Source organism: Bacillus sp. 7_6_55CFAA_CT2 (genome assembly GCF_000238655.1).
GTDB lineage: Bacteria > Bacillota > Bacilli > Bacillales > Bacillaceae_G > Bacillus_A > Bacillus_A cereus.
Window position 1 is genome coordinate 1778626 of record NZ_JH414708.1, and the last position, 26148, is coordinate 1804773.

The window sequence follows — 26148 nt, forward strand, 5'->3', positions numbered from 1 at the left end:
TGACGAAAGGAAGTGGCCTTCAGTGATTACTAAACTTAAAGACCGAATAACAACTTCACAGGCAGTTGTTATTATTGTAAATTACATACTTGGGACAGGAATTCTCACTCTGCCCAGAGCATCTGTGGAAAAAGTGAAAACACCAGATGTATGGATAAGTGTGATATTAGGTGGAATACTGGCAATGGTTTCAGGAGTAATTATGGTCAAATTAAGTCAGCAGTTTCCAGAAAAAACATTTTACCAATACAGTCAAGATATTGTAGGGAAATGGATAGGCAGATTACTTAGTTTTCTTATTATAGGGTATTTTCTTACAACTTCAGCATTTCAAATTCGTTCAATGGCAGAAGTAATAAGCTTTTTTTTGCTCGAAGGAACCCCCACATGGACTATTGTTATGCCTTTTATGTGGATAGGTCTCTATTTGATTATGAGTGGTATTAATTCAATTGCACGGATGTTTGAAATAATATTTCCTATTACTGTTTTTATTTTTTAATCATTTCCTTTATGAGCATCGGAATATTCGAGATAGATAATCTCCGTCCCGTATTAGGTTTGGGAATTAAACCAGTATTAGATGGGATAAAAACAACGTCTCTCGCATATACAGGTCCTGAAATTATGTTAATTCTTTTGGTATTTATGGAACAACGAAATAAAGCAGTAAAAGCTATTTTAGTTGGAATTTCTATTCCGTTAATCTTTTATGTAATAACTGTTGTAATGGTCATTGGTGCATTATCAATTGATGGGGTTGTAACAAGAACATGGCCGACAATTGATCTTATGCGCAGTTTTGAAATTTCTGGATTGATATTTGAACGTTTTGAATCTTTATTGCTTGTAATATGGATTATGCAAATATTTGCTACCTATACGATTAGTTATTATGCAGCTGCATTAGGATTAGCACAACTCTTTAAAAAGAGAATTCATCCGTTTATTTTTGCTTTGATTCCAATCATTTACATCATTGCTATGACTTCGAAAAATATAAATGACTTGCTTAAATTGGGGGATATGCTCGGTAATGCTGCTTTATTTTTATTTGGTTTACTGCCACTGCTTCTTCTTATTATTACGCGATTAAAAGGAGGAGTAGTGTGAAAAATAAATTTAATTATATGCGGTTCTATTTGACTTTGTTATGGACGCTTTTGCTTCTATTTTTAACAGGATGTTGGAGCAGTAAAGAAGTAGAAGAGTTGAGTTTAACTGCAGGTATAGCACTAGATAAAGGGAAGGATTCAACAATTGAGAAAGAGGATGAGGAAGGAGGTTATCCTAAAAGAAATCTTATAACAGCTACTTATCAAATTGTTAGTTCGCAAGCACAAAGTAAAGGAAATGGACAACAAAAACGTTATATAAATGTTTCTGAGACCGGTGATTCCATTCATCAAATTGTTCGTGAGTTTTCATTGAAAAGAGAGAGCACAATGTTCAGCCCACATTTAAAAAACATTGTTATTAGTGATAGTCTTGTACGTACATTCAGTTTAGAACAATTACTTGAACAGTATCTCCGTGACAATGAAGTTCGGCTTAGCTGTATGCTCTTAATTAGCAAGGGTCTAGCGAAGGAGGTACTGGAATCAAACAAAAAAGGAGAAATCCCAGCATTTCGTTTGTCTGGAATTGCAGATAATAGAAATAGAACAACAAGGATTTTACCTCCTGTATCGCTCGCTAAATTGGAAGGAAAGATGCGGTCAGGGTCCAGTTTTCTTTTGCAAAATGTAATCTCGATAAAAGGGGAAACAAAATTTGCAGGAGCTGCTGTAATTAAAGGGAAGACAAAAAAGTTGATGGGCTTTTTAAATGAACAGGAATTGGAAGGAGTAGTATGGATAAACGGAAAAAGGAATGGTGGTGTGGTAAAAACTTTTGATAAAGAATCAAAGAAACTCATTATATACGAAATAAAGTCAATAAAAAGCAAAATCATACCACATGTTAATGGAAATAATATTTCCTTTGATGTAAACATTGAATCAGAAGGACGTTTGTCTGAAAATTGGATGCAATCAGGAAAAAAATTTAAAAATAAATTTTTAAAAAGGGAAGAAAAAGCTATTGAAAAAGAAGTAAAGCACTTAGTACATCATGTTACAAAAAAAATACAAAAAGAATATCAAGTCGATATTGCGGGTTTTGGCAACCAATTAAGAATTAAACACCCGAGAACATGGGAGAAAGTTAAAAAAGATTGGGATCAAACATTTAGTAAAGTACCGATTAAATATCATATAAATGTAACTATACAAGATTATGGAGCGTCAAGTTTAAAACGATGAGATACTTTAATTGAAATTATATTTACATCAAAACAAAAAGTTATAAAAGTTTTAATTTGAAAATTTTTGTAACTTTTTGTTTTTTTATGTCCTTCTTATTATAGATTAAAGAAATGATTTTATCCCGCTATTTGCCGGGCAGTAAGACCCACACCTCAAAATTCAGCGAAAGCAAAGAAGTTATTAGAGGTATATGTAAGCTCTATATAGGAAGGAGAATTTTGAAATTCTATTGATAAACCAAGTAATTGTAATAGCCCTTATTTAGAATAATAATTTCAAAATCAATAAAATTTAGAGTAGAAGGAGCAAGAGCAAATTATTATGAATAAACAAATAGGATTCATCGGATGTGGAAACATGGGTATTGCTATGATAGGTGGGATGATTAAAAAAAATATAGTTTCTCCAGATCAAATAATTTGTTCAGATTTAAATGTCATTAATTTAAAAAATGCTAGTAATGAATATGGCATAACTATAACTACTAACAACAATGAAGTCGCTAACAGCGCTGACATTTTAATTTTATCAATCAAACCAGATTTATACTCATCGGTAATTAACCAAATAAAAGATCAAATAAAAAATGATGTAATCGTTGTAACTATTGCTGCAGGGAAAAGTATTAAGAGCACTGAGAATGAATTTGGTAGAAAGTTAAAAGTTGTTAGAGTAATGCCTAATACACCGGCACTTGTTGGAGAAGGAATGTCTGCGTTATGTTTTAATGAAATGGTTACAGAAAAAGATATAAAAGAGGTACTGAACATATTTAATATTTTCGGCCAGACGGAGGTCATAAATAGAAAAACTAATGGATGTTGTTACATCTATTAGTGGTTCTTCTCCAGCATATGTGTATATGTTTATAGAAGCCATGGCAGATGCTGCTGTACTTGGCGGTATGCCGAGAAAACAAGCTTATAAATTTGCGGCTCAGGCTGTATTAGGTTCTGCAAAAATGGTATTGGAAACAGGAATACATCCAGGTGAATTGAAGGATATGGTTTGTTCTCCAGGTGGAACGACGATAGAGGCTGTAGTAACGCTAGAAGAAAAAGGTTTAAGAACAGCTATCATTTCAGCTATGAAACGTTGTACGCAAAAATCTATGGAAATGTCTAGTTTAACTAGTAAGTGAGAAGCGAATTTATATAATATTTTAAATCTATTTAATGTAAAAGAAATATTATGAGGCTAGTTAATAACTAAGTAAATTTATATACAACACTAACGAGAAGAATAAACCTTATTTTAAAGGGGATACAGAAAATATGAGTAATTTACTAAAAAAGAAATCCGTTACACAATTGTTAGAGCATAATCAAAGCAAGACTTTAACGAAAACATTAGGAGCATTTGATTTAATTATGTTAGGGGTAGGCTCGATAGTTGGAACGGGCGTTCTTGTGTTAACTGGATTAGTAGCAGCAAGAAATGCTGGCCCAGCAGTTGTTTTTTCATTTATACTTGCAGCAATTATATGTGGATTTATAGCATTATGTTACGCGGAAATTGCTTCTACACTCCCGGCGTCTGGTAGTGTATATACATACTCATATGCAACAATTGGTGAGTTTGTTGCTCATCTAGTAGGTTGGTCATTGCTATTGATATATATCGTGGCAACAGCGGCTGTCGCTGCTGGATGGACAGGCTATTTCCACAATTTAATAAAGGGATTTGGATTAGAGATACCTAAAGCTCTAGTAACGATTCCTTCGCATGGTGGTATTGTGAATCTACCAGCAGTAATCATTACATTGATATTAGCATGGATGTTATCCCGTGGTACGAGGGAAAGTAAACGAATCAATAATACAATGGTATTGATTAAAATTGGAATGATTTTGTTGTTTATTACGGTTGGTATATTCTATGTAAAACCAATAAACTGGATACCAATTGCACCATACGGTTTAAGTGGAGTTTTTACGGGTGGAGCAGCTATTTTATTCGCTTTTACGGGTTTTGATATATTAGCAACTTCAGCAGAAGAAGTAAAAGATCCGAAACGTAATCTTCCGATCGGTATTATTGCATCATTAATCATATGTACAATTATTTATGTTATGGTATGTCTTGTTATGACAGGAATGGTTTCCTATAAAGAATTAAATGTTCCTGAGGCGATGGCTTATGTAATGGAAGTTGTAGGACAAGGAAAAGTCGCTGGTGCAATTGCTGCAGGTGCTGTAATTGGCCTTATGGCTGTTATTTTTTCCAATATGTATGCGGCAACACGAGTATTCTTTGCAATGAGTCGTGATGGATTGTTACCGAAATCATTTGCGAAAGTTAATAAGAAAACTGGAGCACCCACTTTTATAACTGGATTGGCAGGAATAGGGAGCTCTATAATAGCTGGGTTTATTGATTTGAAAGAATTAGTTAATTTAGTTAATATCGGTAGTTTGGTGACGTTTGCGTTAGTTTGTCTATCAGTTATTATTCTACGTAAATCACACCCAAATTTAAAACGTGGATTTATGGTACCTTTTGTACCTGTATTACCATGCGTTGCAATTGTATGCTGTGTGTTTTTAATGCTAAATTTACCGTTAAGGACATGGGTGTACTTTAGTATTTGGATTACTATTGGGGTAGTAATATATTTCCTTTATTCGATAAAACACAGTAATTTAAATGAGGAAACGATCTCGAAATTACATGATAAAATTGCGAGATAATAACGATAGAAAATTTTATTAATAATCATATTGATAGTTGAGGAACATAGAAACAGTTTTTTGACATTTAGCAAGAGATAAAATAAGAGATGCTAGGGCAGCTAAGTACTTTTTTAGAAACCTTGCTTGTTTTTTACGATTTAAAACTGCTAAGGAGAGAGAAGTATGAGTGAATTGCATTTTATGAGTATAGAAGAATTAGATAATAAATTGAAAAAATCTGACAGTGGTATTTATTTCATTAAAGATTATAATGACAATATTATTTATGTAGGCAAGGCTTTTAGTATAAAAAGTAGAGTATTAGCTCATTTTAATAGTTATTCCAATATTGAGGAATATGTCCATTTATTTAATAAAGTAGCGTATCTCATTGAAGATAGTTTGTTAAAACGCTCATTGTTACAAGTTACTTATATGATTAAATATAAACCAGTATTAAACAAAGAAGTACAAAAAGAATTCCCAGAGTTGTATACTCAATACATTAAGCAGACAAATAAAAAATCTATGTTGTTAGAAATTGATGAAGCTAAAGAAAAAGGGGATGAGTTAAAGAATAAATTAGTAAAATTAGTGGGTGGAAAAACTATGTTTTATGACATAATTTCTCTGTTAAACAATGGATATAACTATCATGTCCTCGCAAAAGTATTGAACATAGAACTTCAAACTTTAATTATAATAAAAGAACACCGAAATAAATTCCCGATACCACATAATTATAAAAGGACAATAAAACATCAAGATATAATGTATGCTTTATCTGGAAAAAAGAATTTAAGTACTTCAAGGTTAAACACTTAACTTTAAAATAGTAAATTCGTTGCTTTTGTAGCTTTTATTGTTATATTGAAATGCAATGTACATTTGTGTTTCAAATTTAATTGGTGGAATAAGGGGAAGGAAAGGGTTTCTATAAAAATACTGGAATAAATTAGGTTGCTTATGCATAAATAGCATAATTAGGTACATGTTATTTATAAATATTCAAAGATGAGAAAGTAATACAAATGAAATTCTTATTTCTGCTACTACAAGTACTATTGAGCAAATGAAGTATGAAATTGCTTTTGAACTAGGAGCCACACTGGAACCTGATACATCACATCATCTGCAATGGTTCGGATCGGTGGAGAGATTACAAAACGCTTAGTTCGAATGGCTGAAAAACAGTTAACAGGTCAATACAGAGTACACTAAGAAAATAATCCGTATATATATGGATTATTTTTCCTTTAATTTACAAAAAAATAAATTTCGAAATTGAAAAAACCTCTCAGATTCATTTGTAATAAACTTTTTTAGTTGTGTTAATGATATAGGTATCAAAAGATAATAAACACGATACGAACGATATATGAGCCTTTAAAAGAGTTTTGGTGTTATTTGCAATTTTAATTTCATAATACTTAAGCCGATATAATAAAATGTTTTATGTCTAAATTGATATAAAGTAATAATTATTAAGTGATATTTCTTTTTTATAGAATAAGTAAAAACTGATATTGTAGTAATTACTGTTTTGAGGTCAATTTACTGTGCACCTTAATTATTGAAGTTTTTTTGTTGATTAAAAACTATTGTATTTGGAAATTAATAATAAGTTTATCCCGCTATTTGCCGGGCAGTAAGACCTCCACCTAACTTCTTTGCTTCCGCTGAATTTTGAGGTGGAGGTCTTACTGCCCGTAAAAGCCCGATTGGTGAGGGCTAATAATCAGTGGGGATGAACAAAACCCCCACTGATTAAAGTTTCACTTTATGTGATGCGGTAATAAAACTATCTAGTTTGCTATTCTTAGTATTTGTAAAGTCTATATATTTTTTCCTCTTTTGTGGAAAGTAAAACTATTGTTACGACCAGTAATATAGTGTCATTTTTTTGAATATTCCATTCGTTTTTTATTTTTAGTTGATGAAAAGACCTTTCTCTCAATTAAATGTTTAATTGAGTACTTGAATTTCCTCCACCTTGTACTTTTCAAAGCATAGTGCTTCAAAAATAGCCGTATCGCTTTCATCTGTTTCCAATTTCACAACTTCTTTATTATTTTTTTCTAAAATTTGGAGCAAAATAGTTTTTCAGTTTCACATTTAAATTAGCAGTATTTATTTTTTGAATTCAATTTGTATAAATGATTGAATTGGAACTTTGACTGTTGTTTCTTGCGGTGGTACAGTATCTCCTGTTACTTTCGCTTTATTTTAAATCTTTTTCCAGCTTAGTCCTCGCATTGACTACCACTGTATTTTGAAGTACTTCACTGTTTTCTCAAATTCAATAATTATATTTTGTAGAATTAAGAAAAGAACTTAGTGTATTTCCTTTACGTATCTACTCTGATATTTAGATGCTAACTACAATTAAATAATATATGATTTTTATAAAAAAGATATAGTAATATTTTGTTGTGAATTGTACTAATTTGATATTTTATAGTATTATTTGTCGTGAATTATATATAACAAAATATATTTTATGGATCTATAAAGGAGAATGTAATGAATACTTCTATCGATATACAACACTTGTGTGATCTTGCACATAAAGCATTTAATGCCCCTGTACATATTTTATCTGCAGACAGAAAAATTTTATATCATTCTACATCTGATAATGTTTGTAGTCCTTTTTATTCTTCAAAAGAAGAACATCTTAGTGATATTTATCAAGAAAACGATCCCTGTAACTTGCCACTTTTTCGAAGCAACAACTATCTTGAAAATTTTGTTCTAATTCATATAGAAAATCATGATGATATTAAAGGGACTATTATAATCGGTCCTACTATACATTCAAAAGATTCAGATGATATGATCATAAAATTTCAGAAAGAATTTAAATCAAATGATAACATTCAAGAAAGACTTGCCTATTATCAGTGTTTATCTGAGATTAAAAAAACTACATTAATTGATATGGGAATTTTATTACATTACATGATTTTCAATGAAAAGTTAGATGTAGATATTGTCTTGGAAAAAAATAAAGTACTAGAGGAAACTCCTAATAAAAATGTGAAACCTGATTTATATATTTTAAAACGTCGACAAAACAAACCTAAAACGCACAATATGGCATTAGTAAATGATTTCTTTTCGACTATCAAAGAAGGAAATAAAAAAAGTTAATACAGTATATGTATGCGGTTTCGCAAGAAGATGTTGAACTTATGCTAGTAGAGGATCCGCTCAGGAATCAAAAAAACCTTGGAATTATTGCGATTACCTTAGCCACTCGATATGCAATAGAAGGAAATCTGCCACCAGATATTGCTTTTGCCCATAGTATTTTATATATACAAACCCTAGAACAATTAGATAATGTAGAATCTGTAAAGCGATTATCAGGGGACGCTTTACGTACCTTTGCAGATCGTGTGAAAGAATACAATGCAAAAAAGTATTCTTACGCGGTTACTACATGTATAAAACATATTAATAAAAATGTTTACGATGGAATATCTCTGAATGAACTTGCTAATCATTTAGAAATTACGCCTACTTATCTGTCTAAACTATTTAAAAAAGAAATGGGAATTACTTTAAGTGAATATATTCAAAGGGAACGAGTGGAAGAAGCAAAGAAATTATTAACCCTCACTACTTATTCGTTATCAGATATCTGTGCTTGGCTTAACTTTAATGACCAAAGTTATTTTATAAGAGTTTTCAAAAAAATCACTAGCATGACTCCTAGGCAGTACCGTGAAAAATATACAATAATATAAGCTTGTTATTTGCTGTCTCCAATGTAAAGACTTAAACATGGGTGTAAGTATCCCAAAAGATGAAAATACTGGACTTATTACTCTAGAAAGAGTTTGTGATTTGTCTAGAAAAATAATGGAGAAACAAAGTATATCTATTTTTTTAATAACAATCATGTGCTGAATTTATCCCGCTATTTGCCGGGCAGTAAGACCTCCATCTAAAAATTCAGCGAAAGCAAAGAAGTTAGGTGGGGGGACGGGCTGCCCGTAAAAGCCCGATTGGTGTGGGCTAATAATCAGTGGGGATGAACAAAACCCCCACTGATTAAAGTTGCACTTTATCGGTATAGTTCTGAATCAGATAAACTAGTCTGATGTCAGCTCAAACAAATAGCTCTTGAAGACTTTATAAACACATATGTGAGCAAAAGCTCAATGGAAATCTTTGTACCATATTGTTAATTTGAAAAAATACACTAACCGTTATTTTGCTAAAGGAAATAAAAAGACAGAAGGCTGCAAAGTGTTCCAAGGAAGCTTTGCAGCTTTTTTGTAATTTAAAACCTATGTTTATAACGAAGATAAGTTTATAGACTAATATCTTCATACTGGATATTTATTAATAATGATATTAGGATTTTTTTGTGAAAAATCAATAATATAACATATATTACTAAATATATCTACATTTTATGCAATTATACATAACTAAATAAAGGTAAAAAAGTATAAAAAAACCTATTATATTATTCTATAAGTATTTTTTCTAAAATAAAATTTCTTGGTTGAGCTAAAATAGTTATTTTTAACCGTATACACATTAATTTGTAATCATTCCAATTACAGAAATGAAATTTACGAATAACTATATTTATATAATTTTTTCCGGGACATATTTTTATTTAACAGTGAATTATCGAGCTTAATCGACAAAATCTTTCTATTTACGCATTAAAAATTTAATGTTTTAATGAACAACATAACTGGTATGACCAGACAGAAAGGAGAAGGTTACGCTAATAGGAATTATAGTGAAGTTGTAAGTAACATTATGTCTTTAATAATTTTCTAAATAGTCAATTTATTCACAAGAGGTCAAGAATCAAATTGGTAATAAACGTGTTCTAAGTTTCTGCATAACAAAAGTGAAGTTATTCCGCAATAAAAGTATAAGCAATGTACAGTATAATTTCATCTTTTGTTGTCTAGTAAGGAGTTTGCTGACAAAACTAAGAGGGATATTATCAAATTGAAATTAAACAATGTTATGACAAGATTAACTGTAAGCATTGGTTTATTGATCCTCACGATTCTGTAAGTTAAACCGCAACTTTAGGAAAGAATTAATAATTTACTACTCATAGGGTGCCTGATTCAAATATAGTTAATAAATTTTTGTTATTTATATTTTAAAAAATAGAGTATCGAAATGAGAGATAAATAAAATCCTTATATCCTATTAGAAGTAAAAAACAACGATATTAACGTATCTGAAAGATTTCTCCTTCTTATCCAGTTTACAAAGAGAGCGGTCGTACAAGTTATATGAATTAAGTTATAAAAACAATGGTAAAGGAGTGTACGGAATGAAAACTAAAATAATGACAGGATTTTTAATAACATCCATTGTAACTGGAGCAACTATTCCTATCAATACTCTCGCAACACCAATCGTTCAAGCAGAAACTCAACAAGAAAACATGGATATTTCTTCATCATTACGAAAATTAGGTGCGCATTCTAAATTAGTCCAAACGTATATTGATCAATCTTTAATGAGTCCTAATGTACAGCTAGAGGAAGTCCCAGCTTTAAATACCAATCAATTCCTAATCAAACAAGATATGAAGGAATGGTCATCGGAACTCTATCCACAGTTAATTCTATTAAATTCAAAAAGTAAAGGATTTGTAACAAAATTTAATAGTTATTACCCGACATTAAAATCGTTTGTAGACAATAAAGAAGATAGAGAAGGGTTTTCGGATAGACTTGAAGTACTTCAAGAAATGGCTATGACGAATCAAGAAAATGCGCAACGACAAATCAATGAATTAACAGATCTTAAATTACAGCTTGATAAAAAATTAAAAGATTTTGATACTAATGTGGCAACTGCGCAAGGCATACTAAGTACAGATGGAACAGGAAAAATAGATCAGTTAAAAAATGAAATATTAAATACCAAAAAAGCAATTCAAAATGATTTACAGCAAATTGCATTAATACCAGGGGCTTTAAATGAACAGGGATTTGCTATATTCAAAGAAGTTTATAGTCTTTCAAAAGAAATTATTGAACCGGCTGCTCAAGCAGGGGTGGCAGCGTATAACAAAGGAAAAGAAATTAACAACTCTATTTTAGAAGCGGAGAAAAAAGCGGCGCAAGAAGCGACAGAACAAGGTAAAACTGCTCTAGAGATTGAAGCAGCAAAAAAAGCAGCTCGTGAAGCAATTGAGAAAAGCAAACAAGGTGAAATAGCAGCCGCAGCCGCAGCAAAAACACAAGAGTATGACCTGATGAAGGTCATTGATACCGAAAAGATTAAGAAAACATTTGGCGTTTTTGCTGAAGTAAATAAATTAACAGCAGAACAGCGAGCATATTTAGATGATTTAGAGAAACAAAATCAAAAAATATATGATTTAACAACGAAATTATCAATAGCTGATTTACAAAAATCAATGCTTCTTCTTACACAAAATGATTTGCATACGTTTGCAAATCAAGTAGATGTAGAACTTGATCTACTAAAGCGCTATAAAGAAGATTTAAATCTAATAAAAAATAGCATTACAAAATTATCTACTAATGTTGATACAACTAACGAGCAGTCTCAAAAAGATACATTAAGACAATTAAAAAATGTAATAAGTTACCTTGAAGAACAAGTATATAAATTTTAATATTGCGTTTTTTGGGAATTCATAAAGATTATAAGCATTTAGCGAAAGAAGGAGAATAGTCATGAAAAAATTTCCATTCAAAGTACTAACTTTAGCTACATTAGCAACTGTTATAACTGCTACTACCGGTAACACTATTCATGCATTTGCACAAGAAACGACCGCTCAAGAACAAAAAGTAGGCAATTATGCATTGGGCCCCGAAGGACTGAAGAAAGCATTAGCTGAAACAGGGTCTCATATTCTAGTAATGGATTTATACGCAAAAACAATGATTAAGCAACCAAATGTAAATTTATCTAATATCGATTTAGGCTCAGAGGGGGGAGAGTTGCTCAAAAATATTCACCTTAATCAAGAGCTGTCACGAATCAATGCGAATTACTGGTTAGATACAGCGAAGCCACAGATTCAAAAAACTGCTCGTAATATTGTAAATTACGATGAACAATTTCAAAATTATTACGACACATTAGTAGAAACTGTACAAAAGAAAGATAAGGCAGGTCTAAAAGAGGGTATAAATGATTTAATTACTACAATCAATACAAATTCAAAAGAAGTTACAGATGTGATTAAGATGCTACAAGACTTCAAAGGGAAACTATATCAAAATTCTACAGATTTTAAAAATAATGTTGGTGGTCCAGATGGGAAAGGTGGATTAACTGCAATATTAGCAGGTCAACAGGCAACGATTCCACAACTTCAAGCTGAAATTGAACAACTTCGTTCTACTCAGAAAAAACATTTTGATGATGTATTAGCATGGTCAATTGGTGGTGGATTGGGAGCAGCTATTTTAGTTATTGCAGCTATTGGAGGAGCGGTAGTTATTGTTGTAACTGGCGGTACAGCAACACCGGCTGTTGTTGGTGGACTCTCGGCTCTTGGCGCAGCTGGTATCGGTCTAGGAACTGCGGCTGGTGTCACAGCATCTAAGCATATGGACTCCTATAATGAAATTTCTAACAAAATCGGAGAATTAAGTATGAAAGCAGATCGTGCTAATCAAGCAGTTCTTTCGCTTACTAACGCGAAAGAAACATTGGCATATTTATACCAGACTGTAGATCAAGCGATATTGTCTCTAACAAATATTCAAAAGCAATGGAATACAATGGGCGCAAATTATACAGATTTATTGGATAATATCGATTCTATGCAAGACCACAAATTCTCTTTAATACCAGATGATTTAAAAGCCGCTAAAGAAAGTTGGAATGATATTCATAAAGATGCAGAATTCATTTCAAAAGATATTGCTTTTAAACAGGAGTAGAACTGAAATTTAAAACCTAAATTGGAGGAAAATGAAATGATAAAAAAAATCCCTTACAAATTACTCGCTGTATCGACGCTATTAACTATTACAACTGCTAATGTAGTTTCACCAGTAACAACTTTTGCAAGTGAAATTGAACAAACGAATAATGGAGATACGGCTCTTTCTGCAAATGAAGCGAGAATGAAAGAGACCTTGCAAAAGGCTGGATTATTTGCAAAATCTATGAATGCCTATTCTTATATGTTAATTAAGAATCCTGATGTGAATTTTGAGGGAATTACCATTAATGGGTATGTAGATTTACCTGGTAGAATCGTACAAGATCAAAAGAATGCAAGGGCACATGCTGTTACTTGGGATACGAAAGTAAAAAAACAGCTTTTAGATACATTGAATGGTATTGTTGAATACGATACAACATTTGATAATTATTATGAAACAATGGTAGAGGCGATTAATACAGGGGATGGAGAAACTTTAAAAGAAGGGATTACAGATTTACGAGGTGAAATTCAACAAAATCAAAAGTATGCACAACAACTAATAGAAGAATTAACTAAATTAAGAGACTCTATTGGACACGATGTTAGAGCATTTGGAAGTAATAAAGAGCTCTTGCAGTCAATTTTAAAAAATCAAGGTGCAGATGTTGATGCCGATCAAAAGCGTCTAGAAGAAGTATTAGGATCAGTAAACTATTATAAACAATTAGAATCTGATGGGTTTAATGTAATGAAGGGTGCTATTTTGGGTCTACCAATAATTGGCGGTATCATAGTGGGAGTAGCAAGGGATAATTTAGGTAAGTTAGAGCCTTTATTAGCAGAATTACGTCAGACCGTGGATTATAAAGTAACCTTAAATCGTGTAGTTGGAGTTGCTTACAGTAATATTAATGAAATGCACAAGGCGCTTGATGATGCTATTAACGCTCTTACTTATATGTCCACGCAGTGGCATGATTTAGATTCTCAATATTCGGGCGTTCTAGGGCATATTGAGAATGCAGCTCAAAAAGCCGATCAAAATAAATTTAAATTCTTAAAACCTAATTTAAATGCAGCGAAAGACAGTTGGAAAACATTACGAACAGATGCTGTTACATTAAAAGAAGGAATAAAGGAATTAAAAGTGGAAACTGTTACTCCACAAAAATAGGGAAATATTAATTCTGTTGTAAAGTGAACTAAAACATAGAAAGTCTATGATTACACTGTTAAACAGAAAAGTAATAATTAATAAATCCTTATATAACAGAAAGGCGGAGTCTCATTAAAGACTTCGCCTTTCAATTATATATAAGTATGATTCGAATAAAAAATAACCTTGTAGTTTAATTGCTTTTTTAAAATTTGCAACAGAATCGGTTAATTTGAAGCAGATTATATACATTTTCTTTAATAATTAATGATTTGAAGGCTGCTAAAGAAAGTTCAAACGATACTGATAAAAGATGTAGAACTCATTTTGAAAGACATCGCTTTTTAATAAGATTAGAACTTGAAACCATACCTTATATAGGAGGAATACGAAATGATGAAAAAAATCCCTCATAAACTACTCGCTGTATCAGCATTTTTAACTATAACAACTACTTATGCAGTCATACCACTAGAAACTTTTGCAATTGAAATTGAACAAACGAACACTGAAAATATGTCTCTTTCAGCAAATGAAGAACAGATGAAAAAAGCTTTGCAAGATGCTGGTTTATTTGCAAAAGCTATGAATGAATATTCTTATTTGCTAATTAATAATCCAGATGTGAGTTTTGAAGGAATAACTATTAATGGAAATGCAGATTTACCTAGTAAAATTGTACAAGATCAAAAGAATGCAAGAGCACATGCTGTTACATGGAATACACAAGTAAAAAAACAGCTTTTTGATACATTGACAGGCATTATAGAATACGATACAAAATTTGAAAATTATTATGAAACATTAGTAGAGGCGATCAATACTGGAAATGGAGATACTTTAAAAAAGGGATTACAGATTTACAGGGAGGAATTCAACAAAATCAAAAGTCTGCAAAAGCATTAATAGAAGAATTAATTCAATTAAAAAATGCTATTGGAGAAGATGTTAGAACATTTGGAAGTCATAAAGAGACATTGCAATCGATTTTAAAAAACCAAGGTGCTGATGTGGAGGCTGACCAAAAGCGTCTAGAGGACCTTTTAGGACAAGTAAAATATCAGAAAGACATAGAATCTAAGGGCTTAGACATGGTGAAAATCCCCTTTATTCCAACCTTGATTGCTGGTGGCATAATGATAGGTGATGCAAGAGGTAAGTTAGGTTGGCTAGAACCTGAATTAGCAAAATTGCGTCAGACTGTAGATTATAAAATAACATTGAATCGTGTAGTTGGAGTTGCATTTCATAATATTAGTGATATGCATAGTATGCTTGATAGTGCTATCACTGCTCTTACTTATATGTCTACGCAATGGGAGGATTTAGATTCTCAATATTCGGGTGTACTGGGACATATTGATAAAGCTGATCAAAAAGCTGATCAAAATAAATATAAATTCTTAACCCCTAGCTTGAATGCAGCGAAAAACAGTTGGAAAACATTAAAAACAGATGTTGTCACTTTGCAAGAAGGGATAAAAATTGCAGAGAAAAAAGAACAGGATTTTTTGAATCAGCTTCGTCCATCAAACGTTTTCTACTTTTATAAAAAAATTCATAACGCATACACTTTTGAAATAAAGACTGGAACAAATGCGCCAAATGCGTCTTATAAAGTTATGAATTTAACTAAAAACACTGTTCATAATATGTGGAGTGGAGGGGCTAATACTAACATGTGGGCTGATTGGCTTTCATTCAATCCAAATGATGAATTTGCGGTAGTAGCAGTAGTGGATGGTAAAGAATATGTTGTGTATAAAGACAAAGTCCAAAATATAATGAACTGAATCTGAAAGTAACGAAGTAATTGGAGCTGGAGAATAAACTAGACACCAAGTTAATTGAAAAATTGCAATGGCATATATCTCCTTATATCCTAGAATAATTTGCTCAAGAAAAAGAATTTGTTCAGCGAAAAAGTAAATATTGAACCAAGGAGTTAGTTGTCTTATGTGTATGGTTTTACCGAAAGGTTTCAAGTACATTACTCATACAATTATGTAGTTATCCTGAAGCATCTACAGGTGTTCTTATCGACCTTGAAGAACTACTTAGCTTCCTAAGTTGAGTGATTTTATGCAAAATTAAGTAAACGTTTTTGTACATAGATTAGTTGACATTTATATAGTTTTTTTCCATTTTTAAAGATAGTTTTGTTTTTTATGTTATTTTTCAAAAATTACTGCTGAAATTTCTATATTCATCACTCAGCATATAATCATTGTTTGATGAAATGACATACCACGTCCCTTAGAGTTTCAGACATATTACGATAACTTAAAGAAAAAAGATAATAGTAGTCAACGGTTACTATTATCTTTTTTGAACTATTTTTCATTAAAATATCTCATCTGCTGTGCTCCGTATTTACTTTTCTAGATTTTATCCTAGTTTAAAATTTATGCATTTGAACTGTTTATACAATTTGTAGGATTTTTAGTTTTTTTGTCGAATACACTTAATGCAAGGAGGGACATTACATGATTATTAAAGATTATTTCATCAACCTTTCTATTTTTTCTTTATTAGTTAGCGCAGCAATATTTATTCAAGTGTTTACAATTAATTCTAGTCGATATTTTGAAAAGCTCTATGGAGGGATTATTGCAGTTACGTTAATGTTCTTTTCTTTTCCATACATGGGATTTTCCTACGATCTTCGAGTTGTTCCTCTTATTCTATCTTTTATTTACTTTGGTCGTATTGCTGGTTGGATTACGTTAATTAGCATAATTGTAATGCGTATCTTTTACACAGGAGGGTACTGGGAACCTCCTGTGATTGCTTATTTAGGTATGGGGATTCTATTTTCTACCTTTAAAACTTATTTTAAAAAACTACATCCTTTTAAAAGTGCATCGTTATATTTTTCTGTTTTTATTGGAATAAAGTGGTTAGTTGGCGTGTTATTTAATACTACATTACTTTACACAGGAGGCTTATTATATATAGCGTTAGGACTTTTAATTGGGCTATTTCTTATGGAAGCCTACCAGAGATTGTATTATTTAACACAGGACTTATCTAAAATGAATCGAGAATTAAAAAAATCGAAGCAAGAACTTGCAGATACCGTACATGAGCTTCAAGGAGGAATTTTTAAATTTAAAAAAGTGGGTAAGCACTTTATACACACTTTATGTGATGGACAGTTTTATTATCAAAACGGATTTTATTCTGAACAGGTGGTAGGAAAAAGCTTACGTACTATTGATGCTTCTATTGTTCCTCCACATTTAGTTCCACAATTGATGAAGTACTATCTTCAGGCATGGGAAGGAAAAGAAATTATATTTGAATTACCTTGGCCAAATGATAAAACTATTATTCTTATTGCGCTTAGGCCGATTAAACGAAATGGACAAGTTATTGAAGTTGTTGGTTCTACAGTTGATATAACCGAAAGGAAAAAGGTAGAATCAGAATTAAGCGCTACCAAAGAATTATTGGAATCATTTATAAAGCACAATCTAGATGCTATTACCATTTCTGATCGAGAAGGGCATATTTTACAAGCGAATAAAGCTTATGAAAAGATATTTGGGTGGTCATCACAAGAAATCATAGGTAAGAGATTACCTTGTGTACCAGATTTTTTAATGGAAGAATCGCTTAAAAATATTCAGAAAATTCTAACAGGTGAATCTGTGGTTACTAGATTAGAAACTGTTAGACAAAGGAGCGATGGGAGTCTTCTTGATGTCAGTCTGACAGTTTCTCCTATACTAGATGTAAGAGGAAATGTGATAGCTTTATCAGCAATATGTAGAGACATCTCTGAAAGAAAACAAGCAGAAAGAGAACGACATCGATTACACCAGCAATTAAGAGATAGTGAAATGAAGTACCGTGCACTAATTGAACAAGCAACTGATGCGGTATATGTAGTAGAGCTGAATGAAGATAATGCTCCAAGTCGATTTATTGAGGTAAACCCTGTTGGGTGTAGAAGATTTGGATATAGTAGAGAAGAGTTGCTCTCATTATCATTTTCAAATATAGTACCACAAGATTCTCAAATAATCGTAAGGTTATTAGAAAAAATTAAAAAGGGACAAACTTCCTTCACTTTGCAAGATGAATATGTTTTTCCAACAGGAAAAGTAATAACAACTGAGTTTAGTGTTCGTGTTTTTAACTTAAATGGTAAAAAAGTTTTCCTAAGTATTTCTCGTGATATCACTGAACGGCTAAAAACAGAAGAATTATTACGAAAATCTGAAAAACTTGCTGTTGTAGGACAATTAGCGACTGTAATGGCTCATGAGATTAATAATCCATTAACTGCAATGAAAGGGTTCATGCAATTACTAAAATCAACGGAAAATGAAAATAATCAAAGTTATATAAATATAGTATCATCAGAGATTGAGCGTATAGAGAGTATTACAACTGAATTTATGGCGGTAGCCAAACCACAGGTAGTAAAAATGCAACCTAATAACATTAGTGTGCTAATGGATCAAGTTTTAATGCTACTACAACCTCAAGCAATGATGAATAATATAAAAATTAGAATCGATCTTAACCCTGGTATTCCATTGATTTCATGTGAAGGAAATCAATTAAAGCAAGTATTTGTTAATATATTAAAAAATGCAATTGAATCTATGCCGATGGGAGGAGAAATTCTCATTCAATTAAATATACTTGATAATAATCAATTAAGTATTCGTTTTATCGATCAAGGGTGTGGGATTCCAAAAGAACGTATACCATACCTTGGAGAACCTTTTTATAGTATTAAAGAAGAGGGGATTGGCTTAGGGTTAATGATCTGTTATAAAATCATTGAAACACATCAGGGAAAGGTATTTATTGAGAGTGAAGTGAATAAGGGAACTACAGTTGAAGTCACTCTCCCTATTTGTACACTTCAAAATTAATATATTCTTTTTACTGAAATTTTTTAAGAAACCATACAAAATGTAATGCTAATGTTACTTAATGAAATAATAAAGAGAAGAATACTGGTAAATGTACCCTATAGAATAGACACTTGAAAAAACCTGTTATAAAAACATCCTTTCTTTAGAACCAAAAGAAAGGATGTTTTTAATATTGTAATTTTTCTTGGAGGCATTTCAAATTTTTACTTGTAATACATTTTTTAACTAATTTTGGTTAAGTTAGTTAAAAAGGAATTATTTTTAATGAGCATATTGACATATAAATATCCCTCATTTTTAAAATAGAAATTTCTAAAAACTATATATAGGTTCTTTTTGAAAGGAAGGGTATTATCAATTGAAACCACATGAAAAAGTACCTGTTCACTCTATAAAATCTTTGCAGGAATTAATGCAATTACTAAAAAAATCTAAAGATTTTATAACGTTGGAGATCGCTTCAAACAAATCCTCTATAGTCATTTCATATTTTAGAACCTTAATCGATGTAAATATATTTCATGAAGAGGTTTTAACTTATATAAAAGAGAAGAGCTGCGATTCATTACAAGATATTCGGTCTGTCTTACCCTTTGAAAATTCAAAAATAACAAATCAAATTGAAAATATTCAGGATAGTATTTTAAATGGCTATATACTTATTCAGTTTGATACAGATAAATTAAATTGTTTGTTAGTAAATGTGTCAAAGAAAGAAAAAAGGGATATTACAAAAGCTGAAATTGAATACAATATTGTGGGTCCGCAAATCGCATTTGTCGAAGATTTAGATGTAAATTTAAATTTAGTACGTAGAAAGCTTCCAACACCGTATTTACAAATGAAAGAATTGAAAGTAGGATCTCTCTCTAACACAACTGTTGCGATTGTATTTATTGAGGGAATTGTAAATGATCAAAATCTACAAGAAATTATAAAAAGGGTAAGTCAAATAAAAACAGACCATGTTTTGGATAGTACTTATTTGATGCAGTTAATTGCAGACAACCCGAATTCTATATTCCCTCAATTTTTGAATACAGAACGTCCGGACCGTGTGGCAGCTGTATTAGCAGAAGGGAAAATTGCACTTTTTGTAGATGGCTCGCCTTATGCCATCACTCTTCCAACAACATTAATTGATTTTTTTTCTACGACAGAAGATTACACCATGCCTTGGATTATAGCCTCTTTTTTTCGTCTATTAAGGCTTTTTGCTTTTATATTTTCTGTCTTAACGACGCCATTATATGTCTCGATCTTAACATATCATTACGAGCTTATCCCAAAAGAACTTCTTGAAACGTTAATCATATCGAGAAGTAAAGTACCTTTTCCTCCATTAATTGAAGCACTTTTTTTAGAAATAACGATTGAATTACTGAGAGAAGCAGGGGCACGTTTACCAACTAAAGTGGGTTTAACTGTCGGTATCGTAGGTGGTATTGTAATTGGACAAGCATCGGTAGAAGCAAGTCTTACAAGTAACGTACTTATTATCATTGTTGCACTTTCAGCTCTTAGTTCATTTACAGCACCAATATATCGAATTGGTAATACAATTCGAGTAATTCGTTTTCCTTTTATAATATCTGCACACCTATTGGGCTTATTAGGAATTGTTTTAACAAGTTCTTTCCTTTTAGTACGCTTATTACGTACAGAATCATTAAGACGTCCTTATTTGTTCCCTTTTTATCCTACACGTCCTACAGATTGGAAAGACAGCATTATACGTATGCCAATCTCAGCGATGTTTCGACGTCCTATTTTTTCAAGGTCTAAACAGCGTTTTCGCTTTAATCCAGAAGAGGTAGAGAAAAATAAAATCATATCACGAAATGATTTTGATGATTGAATTTAACAGGGAGGAGCATTATGAAACAGATCCCAATTGAGTATCAAGTCTCGCCATATATGGTATTTTTTTTAATTATTACTATACAGTTGGGAGTTGGTATGCTTGGTTTTGAAAGGATTAGTGCAAAATTAGTTGGAAATGATGCGTGGATTAGCACGCTACTTTTTGGAATATCTGTTAATGTTATGATTTGGATCATATATCAGATTTTAAATCAGGGTAATGGAGACATCATTGCAATCAATCAAAACGTACTTGGAAAATGGATTGGTGGATTGCTCAACTTCATTTTTTTATCCTATATTGTATTGTTAGGTGCAACAACACTACATACTTATATCGAAGTAGTACATGTTTGGATGTTTCCTTCAATTTCATCTTGGGTTATAGCAGGGGCTTTTTTGGGTCTATGTTATTACATTGTTACTGGAGGATTTCGTGTAGTTGCCGGAATCGGCTTCTTTGGAATCGTTATCCCAAGCATTCTAATCTTCACATTTTTTTATCCTTTGCAGTATGCAGATTTCCAGAATTTATTTCCAATTGCACAGCATTCATTCCTAGAAATTATGAAAGGAATGAAAGGAAATATGTTTAGTTTTTTTGGATTTGAAATGTTATTGCTGTACTACCCATTTATTAAAAAGGCAAAAACGTCTCAAAAATATGCGCACTATGCAAATTTAGTAACGACTATTGTCTACACATACCTTATGATTTTAACTCTTGCATTTTTTAGTGAAAAACAACTAGCGAGTGCGATATGGGCATATTTAAGCATGATTAAAATTATACAATTTCCCTTTATAGAGCGGTTTGAATACATTATTGTTTCTGTTTGGGCTTTTTTTATATTACCCAATGTTTCCTTTACATTATGGGGAGTAAGTCGTGGTATAAAAGAGGCACTGGGAATAAAGCAAAAATATGTTTTGCCAGTTATCATCCTATTCATCTTTGTTTTATCATTTTTCTTGAATAATCGTAATAAAATTAACTTATTAAATACTTGGACAGGTCAAATGGGCTTTGTATATATATATGTATACCTACCTGTACTATGGCTAATTCAAACGGCCAAAATAAAGTTAAGGAGATAAACATGAAGCGATGGATACTTTTCCTTATATTAAGTGTCTTCTTAATAGGTTGTGCTAAAACGAAAATTGTGGATGACATTGACTTAGTTCAAGTTGCGGCATATGATACCGAAGCAGAAGGTAAGCTAAAAGGAACCTTTGCGATTTCAGCTTATAAAGGAGGCGGGGAAGGTGAAACAAAAATCTATTCAGCATCAGGCCAGACTGGTAGAGAAGTTCTTGCAAGAGCATCCGAAAAATCTTCTGGACCTCTAGAGTTGGGGCAATTGCGTGTTATTATATTTAATGAAAAAATAATTGAAAAGGGAATGCAGGAAATTTTAGAGACTTTGAACCGAAATCCTAGTGTAGGAAATGCAATTTATTTAGCAATTACAAATGTAAAAGGGGAATCACTATTAAAGGGGAACTATTCTAAAGAAAAAGAAATTGCTTCCTATCTATCCTCTTTACTGGAGCAAAATATGGACAATGGAACGCAGCCCAAAACAAATTTTTTTATGTTTTTAAACCAACTTAATGATGATGCGAGAGATTCCTATTTACCGATAATATCTAAAAAAGGTAACGTGTTGGAGTTAGATGGAATAGCACTTTTTAAAAGATGTAAAATGGTTGATAAAGTGAACCCTAAAGATTTATTTGTATTTAAATTGTTGACAGATAATTTTAAACAAGGTACATACCAATTCAAACTACCTGGTTCTTCAAATACTTACGCTACGATAGAGAATATAAAAGCTAGAACAAAATATAAGATGGAGGGGAATAGTAAGCATCCATTCGTAAATGCTCATATTCAAGTTAAAGCTGAAATTCAAGAATTTACAAAAACAAAAAATCTAGATAATCCTAAAGAAATAAAAAAATTAGAAAAAATTATGGAAAAAGAAATAGAAAAAAAAGCAACTACATTGATAAAGAGATTTATTAAAAAAGACACAGATCCTATAGGACTTAGAAAGCTTGGTAGAACTCACGTAAGAAAATGGAACAGTCAAGAATGGGAAGAATCCTATAAAGATTTACGTTTTCGTGTAACAGCTGATGTAAAAGTAACCCAATCTGGTGTCACAGAATAAATCAAATAAGATATGGGAAATTTTAATAAAAAATATAGTCTCGCAGGAGATTAGGGAGAAGAGAAACGATTAACAAAGAATTTCATAAACATTAAGATGCTTTGTTAATCGTTTTTATACCTGTAGCTTTATCACTTATAGTAATCATAATTATAATAAAAGAACAACGAAACAAATTCCCGATACCACATAATTATAAGAGGACAATAAAGCATCAAGATATAATGTATGCTTTGTCTGGAAAAAAGAATTAAGTACTTCAAGGTTAAACACTTAACTTTAAAATAGTAAATTCGTTGCTTGTAGCACTTCAACTAGACTGTGTCCCCGAAAGTTAGAAAGGTCGGTTTGTTAAGTAGCCTCTAGGGAATGAGCCTAGTACAATACTGAATTCATTCCCTTTTATTTTTCCTTGATTCTTTCATGATTATAGTACTTTATATACTTTGCTAATTCTTGTTTGAATTCTGTTATACTTTCAAATTCTCTCGATACAGAAATAGACATACAAAAACGCCATTCTTTCTTATAAATCTACAGAAAGAATGGCGTATTCTTCAAAAGTGAGTTCCTTTATTGAAAAGCTTTAGTTCTATATGACAGATAAAAGGGCAAGCAACGCTAAAATAGCGAGAAGTCCTTGTTTCATGATAATTGATTTATTGGATGTGAGACCTCCGAAAATAGCTGCTACCCCACACAAATGATGAAAAATAATTGAATCATATAACCAATGGGATTGTTTCCAAGTATAAGTCCCCAAATGAGGCCAGCTGCTAAGAATCCATTATATAAACCGTTTACAAATTAATTGTCTAAGTATTTCTAAGTTTAAAGAGTGCAGTGTCTTCGTTTTTTATTGAATTAACTTTTACATGTTGGTTCAATATTTTCTATTCTCTTGGAACTTAGTTCTCGTTTACTTCTCACAAAAGCAATAAAATCTATTATCTCTTCTGTTGACAGTGCTTCTCCATCTACTAAAAGTGTTGCATCTGGATCGTTTAGGAGTCTTGTAATATCAATTACATCTTTGTTTTGATGTGAATGTTCAATTCGACCTAATATATAATCTACAGATGTATCAAATAAATCGGCTATTTTAGATAAAGATTGTAATGAAGGTAATCTATAACCATTTTCATAACCAGCATAGGTGCTTTTCGCAATCCCAAGTCGATCTGCTGTCTCTTGTAAGGACCATTTTTGATTTTTTCTTAATTTAGATAAACGTTCCAGCATTCGTCTCATACCCCATCTAATTTTATTAAATTAATTATAACATAGAAAAAGAATCAAGAATAGAAAAAAAGTACGCGTATTGAATACAAAATCTTGATTAATTCAAATTAAGTTCTATAATGATAAATATAAATACGCATTACGCGAACGATATATCGTTGTTTATTTTATGGAGGGGTTGTGTATGAAGAAAATTTTATTACTTGCAACTGGTGGGACAATTGCATCTGTGGAGGGGAATGAGGGGCTTGTTCCAGGATTGTCCGCTGAGGAATTATTGAATTATTTTTCGAAGTCTTCTCGAAACTTAGAAATAGATTGCAAAATCTTAATGAATATTGATAGTACCAATATGCAACCTGAGCACTGGAAAGAAATAGCTAATGCTGTTTTTAATCACTATGATGACTATGAAGGGTTTGTGATTACACATGGAACGGATACGTTAGCTTATACATCTTCCGCGTTATCTTATATGCTTCAAGGTTTAAGAAAACCAGTTGTTTTAACAGGTTCACAAGTACCTATTAGTTTTAAAAAGACAGACGCAAAGAAAAATGTAGCTGATGCTCTTAGATTTGCCTGTGAGGATGTTGGCGGTGTGTTTATTGTTTTTGATAGTAGGGTGATTATTGGGACGAGAGCAGTTAAAATGCGAACAAAAAGTTATGATGCATTTGAAAGTGTGAATTATCCATATGTTGCTGAGGTAAATGAAGATGAAGTGAAATATCATTGGAAGCCAACGTCCTCCCATAATGAACTTTCAATAAATACTAATTTATGTACGGATGTTTTTCTTATGAAATTGTATCCAGGTACAAAACCAGAGATATTTGATTGTTTAAAAGATTTGTATAAAGGGATTATTATTGAAAGTTTTGGTAACGGTGGATTACCTTTTGAAGGAAGGAACTTGCTTTCGAAAATTCAAGAGTTGACTGAAATGGGGATTGCTGTAGTGATTACTACTCAATGCCTGGAAGAAGGAGAAGACATACTTCTCTATGAAGTAGGACGGAAAGTGGCACAACATCAAGTAATATTGTCTGGAGATATGAATACGGAAGCCATCATAGCAAAATTGATGTGGGCGCTTGGGAAAACTAATAAATTAGAAGAGATTAAAAAAATTATTGAAGAGCCTTTAGCCTACGATTTAACAATAAAATCTGATAAGGATTGGTAATGACTTCATATGATTTATTTAGGTTTTACATTTAATATGGGGGAGAAATTAAAATGGCAATGACAAACAAGAACGTGCGAGTGGAGAATGATTTTTTGGGAGGAAAGGAATTACCTATTGAGGCATATTACGGAATTCAGACTTTACGCGCTGTTGAAAATTTCCCGATTACAGGGTATAAAATTCATGAAAGTTTAATTAGAGCGTTCGCAATTGTAAAAAAAGCAGCAGCGCTTGCGAATACAGATGTGGGAAGATTGGAATTGAACAAGGGCGGCGCAATCGTAGAAGCTGCTCAAGAAATTCTTGATGGAAAATGGCATGATCATTTCATCGTAGATCCAATTCAGGGCGGAGCAGGTACTTCAATGAACATGAATGCAAATGAAGTCATTGCCAATCGTGCTCTTGAATTATTAGGAATGGAAAAGGGAGACTATCATTATATTAGTCCAAATAGTCATGTAAATATGGCCCAATCAACAAATGATGCATTCCCAACGGCGATTCATATCGCAACGTTAAATGCATTAGAAGGCTTATTACAAACGATGGGTTATATGCATGATGTATTTGAATTAAAAGCAGAACAGTTTGACCATGTTATTAAAATGGGTCGTACACATTTACAAGATGCTGTGCCAATTCGCCTTGGACAAGTAGTTAAAGCATACTCACGTGTACTTGAACGTGATATGAAACGCATTCAGCAATCGCGTCAACATTTATATGA

General features: G+C 31.9%; 14 protein-coding genes and 8 pseudogenes. 18 read left to right on the forward strand and 4 right to left on the reverse strand.

Going from position 1 to position 26148, the window contains the following annotated elements:
* The first annotated feature begins 22 nt into the window (after positions 1-22).
* The 6 genes and pseudogenes from HMPREF1014_RS09065 (at position 23) to HMPREF1014_RS09090 (ending at position 6199) form a co-directional block, all read left to right on the forward strand.
* A pseudogene (locus tag HMPREF1014_RS09065) lies at positions 23-1113 on the forward strand (spore germination protein).
* Positions 1110-2303 carry a Ger(x)C family spore germination protein gene (locus HMPREF1014_RS09070; RefSeq protein ID WP_000790801.1) on the forward strand — a complete coding sequence of 398 codons (1194 nt, stop codon included), beginning with the start codon at positions 1110-1112 and terminating at the stop codon, positions 2301-2303. The pseudogene HMPREF1014_RS09065 and the gene HMPREF1014_RS09070 overlap by 4 nt, the downstream one beginning before the upstream one ends.
* Positions 2304-2627: 324 nt before the next feature.
* Positions 2628-3447 (forward strand): annotated as a pseudogene (gene proC / locus HMPREF1014_RS09075) (pyrroline-5-carboxylate reductase).
* Between the two features lie 133 nt (positions 3448-3580).
* Positions 3581-4996 carry an amino acid permease gene (locus tag HMPREF1014_RS09080; RefSeq protein WP_000067452.1) on the forward strand — a complete coding sequence of 472 codons (1416 nt, stop codon included), beginning with the start codon at positions 3581-3583 and terminating at the stop codon, positions 4994-4996.
* A 165-nt stretch (positions 4997-5161) separates the two neighbouring features.
* The gene (locus HMPREF1014_RS09085; protein WP_001292158.1) at positions 5162-5803 is read left to right on the forward strand and encodes a GIY-YIG nuclease family protein; all 642 of its coding nucleotides are present in this window, start codon (positions 5162-5164) and stop codon (positions 5801-5803) included.
* 211 nt (positions 5804-6014) lie between these two features.
* Positions 6015-6199 (forward strand): annotated as a pseudogene (locus HMPREF1014_RS09090) (alpha/beta-type small acid-soluble spore protein).
* Between the two features lie 744 nt (positions 6200-6943).
* On the opposite strand, the gene HMPREF1014_RS29745 reads toward HMPREF1014_RS09090, so the two are convergent.
* Entirely contained in the window at positions 6944-7072 is a 129-nt protein-coding gene (locus HMPREF1014_RS29745; protein ID WP_001986326.1) for a hypothetical protein, read from the reverse strand.
* 429 nt (positions 7073-7501) lie between these two features.
* Here HMPREF1014_RS29745 and HMPREF1014_RS31190 point away from each other — a divergent pair.
* The 10 genes and pseudogenes from HMPREF1014_RS31190 to HMPREF1014_RS29765 all read left to right on the forward strand — a co-directional run.
* Positions 7502-8730 (forward strand): annotated as a pseudogene (locus HMPREF1014_RS31190) (helix-turn-helix domain-containing protein).
* Positions 8731-10298: 1568 nt separating this feature from the next.
* Positions 10299-11618: a hemolytic enterotoxin HBL lytic component L2 gene (hblC, locus tag HMPREF1014_RS09100; RefSeq protein WP_000850227.1), complete on the forward strand. Its 1320-nt coding sequence runs from the start codon at positions 10299-10301 to the stop codon at positions 11616-11618.
* Positions 11619-11679: 61 nt separating this feature from the next.
* The gene (gene hblD, locus HMPREF1014_RS09105) at positions 11680-12900 is read left to right on the forward strand and encodes a hemolytic enterotoxin HBL lytic component L1 (RefSeq protein WP_000714435.1); all 1221 of its coding nucleotides are present in this window, start codon (positions 11680-11682) and stop codon (positions 12898-12900) included.
* A gap of 36 nt (positions 12901-12936) precedes the next feature.
* Entirely contained in the window at positions 12937-14064 is a 1128-nt protein-coding gene (gene hblA / locus HMPREF1014_RS09110; RefSeq protein ID WP_000591972.1) for a hemolysin BL binding component B, read from the forward strand.
* A gap of 375 nt (positions 14065-14439) precedes the next feature.
* A pseudogene (hblB, locus tag HMPREF1014_RS09115) lies at positions 14440-15839 on the forward strand (hemolysin BL regulatory component HblB).
* A 693-nt stretch (positions 15840-16532) separates the two neighbouring features.
* Positions 16533-18938 carry a PAS domain S-box protein gene (locus tag HMPREF1014_RS09120; RefSeq protein WP_000584300.1) on the forward strand — a complete coding sequence of 802 codons (2406 nt, stop codon included), beginning with the start codon at positions 16533-16535 and terminating at the stop codon, positions 18936-18938.
* A gap of 361 nt (positions 18939-19299) precedes the next feature.
* A complete protein-coding gene (locus HMPREF1014_RS09125; protein WP_000802291.1) occupies positions 19300-20799 on the forward strand; it encodes a spore germination protein in 1500 nt (499 codons plus the stop codon).
* A 20-nt stretch (positions 20800-20819) separates the two neighbouring features.
* The gene (locus tag HMPREF1014_RS09130; protein ID WP_000809694.1) at positions 20820-21902 is read left to right on the forward strand and encodes a GerAB/ArcD/ProY family transporter; all 1083 of its coding nucleotides are present in this window, start codon (positions 20820-20822) and stop codon (positions 21900-21902) included.
* A gap of 2 nt (positions 21903-21904) precedes the next feature.
* Entirely contained in the window at positions 21905-22984 is a 1080-nt protein-coding gene (locus HMPREF1014_RS09135) for a Ger(x)C family spore germination protein (protein ID WP_000832860.1), read from the forward strand.
* A gap of 146 nt (positions 22985-23130) precedes the next feature.
* Positions 23131-23261 (forward strand): annotated as a pseudogene (locus tag HMPREF1014_RS29765) (excinuclease ABC subunit C); the annotation flags it as partial.
* A gap of 125 nt (positions 23262-23386) precedes the next feature.
* On the opposite strand, the pseudogene HMPREF1014_RS29770 reads toward HMPREF1014_RS29765, so the two are convergent.
* The 3 genes and pseudogenes from HMPREF1014_RS29770 to ansR all read right to left on the reverse strand — a co-directional run.
* Positions 23387-23473 (reverse strand): annotated as a pseudogene (locus HMPREF1014_RS29770) (IS3 family transposase); the annotation flags it as partial.
* A 103-nt stretch (positions 23474-23576) separates the two neighbouring features.
* Positions 23577-23782: pseudogene (locus HMPREF1014_RS32060) on the reverse strand (DUF1304 domain-containing protein); the annotation flags it as partial.
* A 66-nt stretch (positions 23783-23848) separates the two neighbouring features.
* Positions 23849-24226 carry an HTH-type transcriptional regulator AnsR gene (gene ansR, locus HMPREF1014_RS09140; RefSeq protein WP_000893567.1) on the reverse strand — a complete coding sequence of 126 codons (378 nt, stop codon included), beginning with the start codon at positions 24224-24226 and terminating at the stop codon, positions 23849-23851.
* A 184-nt stretch (positions 24227-24410) separates the two neighbouring features.
* On the opposite strand from ansR, the gene ansA reads away from it, so the two are divergent.
* Positions 24411-25415 carry an asparaginase gene (ansA, locus tag HMPREF1014_RS09145; protein WP_000722308.1) on the forward strand — a complete coding sequence of 335 codons (1005 nt, stop codon included), beginning with the start codon at positions 24411-24413 and terminating at the stop codon, positions 25413-25415.
* A 53-nt stretch (positions 25416-25468) separates the two neighbouring features.
* Positions 25469-26148: lyase family protein (locus HMPREF1014_RS09150; RefSeq protein ID WP_001251926.1), on the forward strand; the 680-nt coding region annotated here is incomplete at its 3' end.

Bases quoted from the DNA above. Each gene is read 5' to 3' on its own strand.
- HMPREF1014_RS09080 (WP_000067452.1), top strand. From the start codon at position 3,581: ATGAGTAATTTACTAAAAAAGAAATCCGTTACACAATTGTTAGAGCAT.
- HMPREF1014_RS09085 (WP_001292158.1), top strand. From the start codon at position 5,162: ATGAGTGAATTGCATTTTATGAGTATAGAAGAATTAGATAATAAATTG.
- hblC (WP_000850227.1), top strand. From the start codon at position 10,299: ATGAAAACTAAAATAATGACAGGATTTTTAATAACATCCATTGTAACT.
- hblD (WP_000714435.1), top strand. From the start codon at position 11,680: ATGAAAAAATTTCCATTCAAAGTACTAACTTTAGCTACATTAGCAACT.
- hblA (WP_000591972.1), top strand. From the start codon at position 12,937: ATGATAAAAAAAATCCCTTACAAATTACTCGCTGTATCGACGCTATTA.
- HMPREF1014_RS09120 (WP_000584300.1), top strand. From the start codon at position 16,533: ATGATTATTAAAGATTATTTCATCAACCTTTCTATTTTTTCTTTATTA.
- HMPREF1014_RS09130 (WP_000809694.1), top strand. From the start codon at position 20,820: ATGAAACAGATCCCAATTGAGTATCAAGTCTCGCCATATATGGTATTT.
- HMPREF1014_RS09135 (WP_000832860.1), top strand. From the start codon at position 21,905: ATGAAGCGATGGATACTTTTCCTTATATTAAGTGTCTTCTTAATAGGT.
- ansR (WP_000893567.1), bottom strand. From the start codon at position 24,226: ATGCTGGAACGTTTATCTAAATTAAGAAAAAATCAAAAATGGTCCTTA.
- ansA (WP_000722308.1), top strand. From the start codon at position 24,411: ATGAAGAAAATTTTATTACTTGCAACTGGTGGGACAATTGCATCTGTG.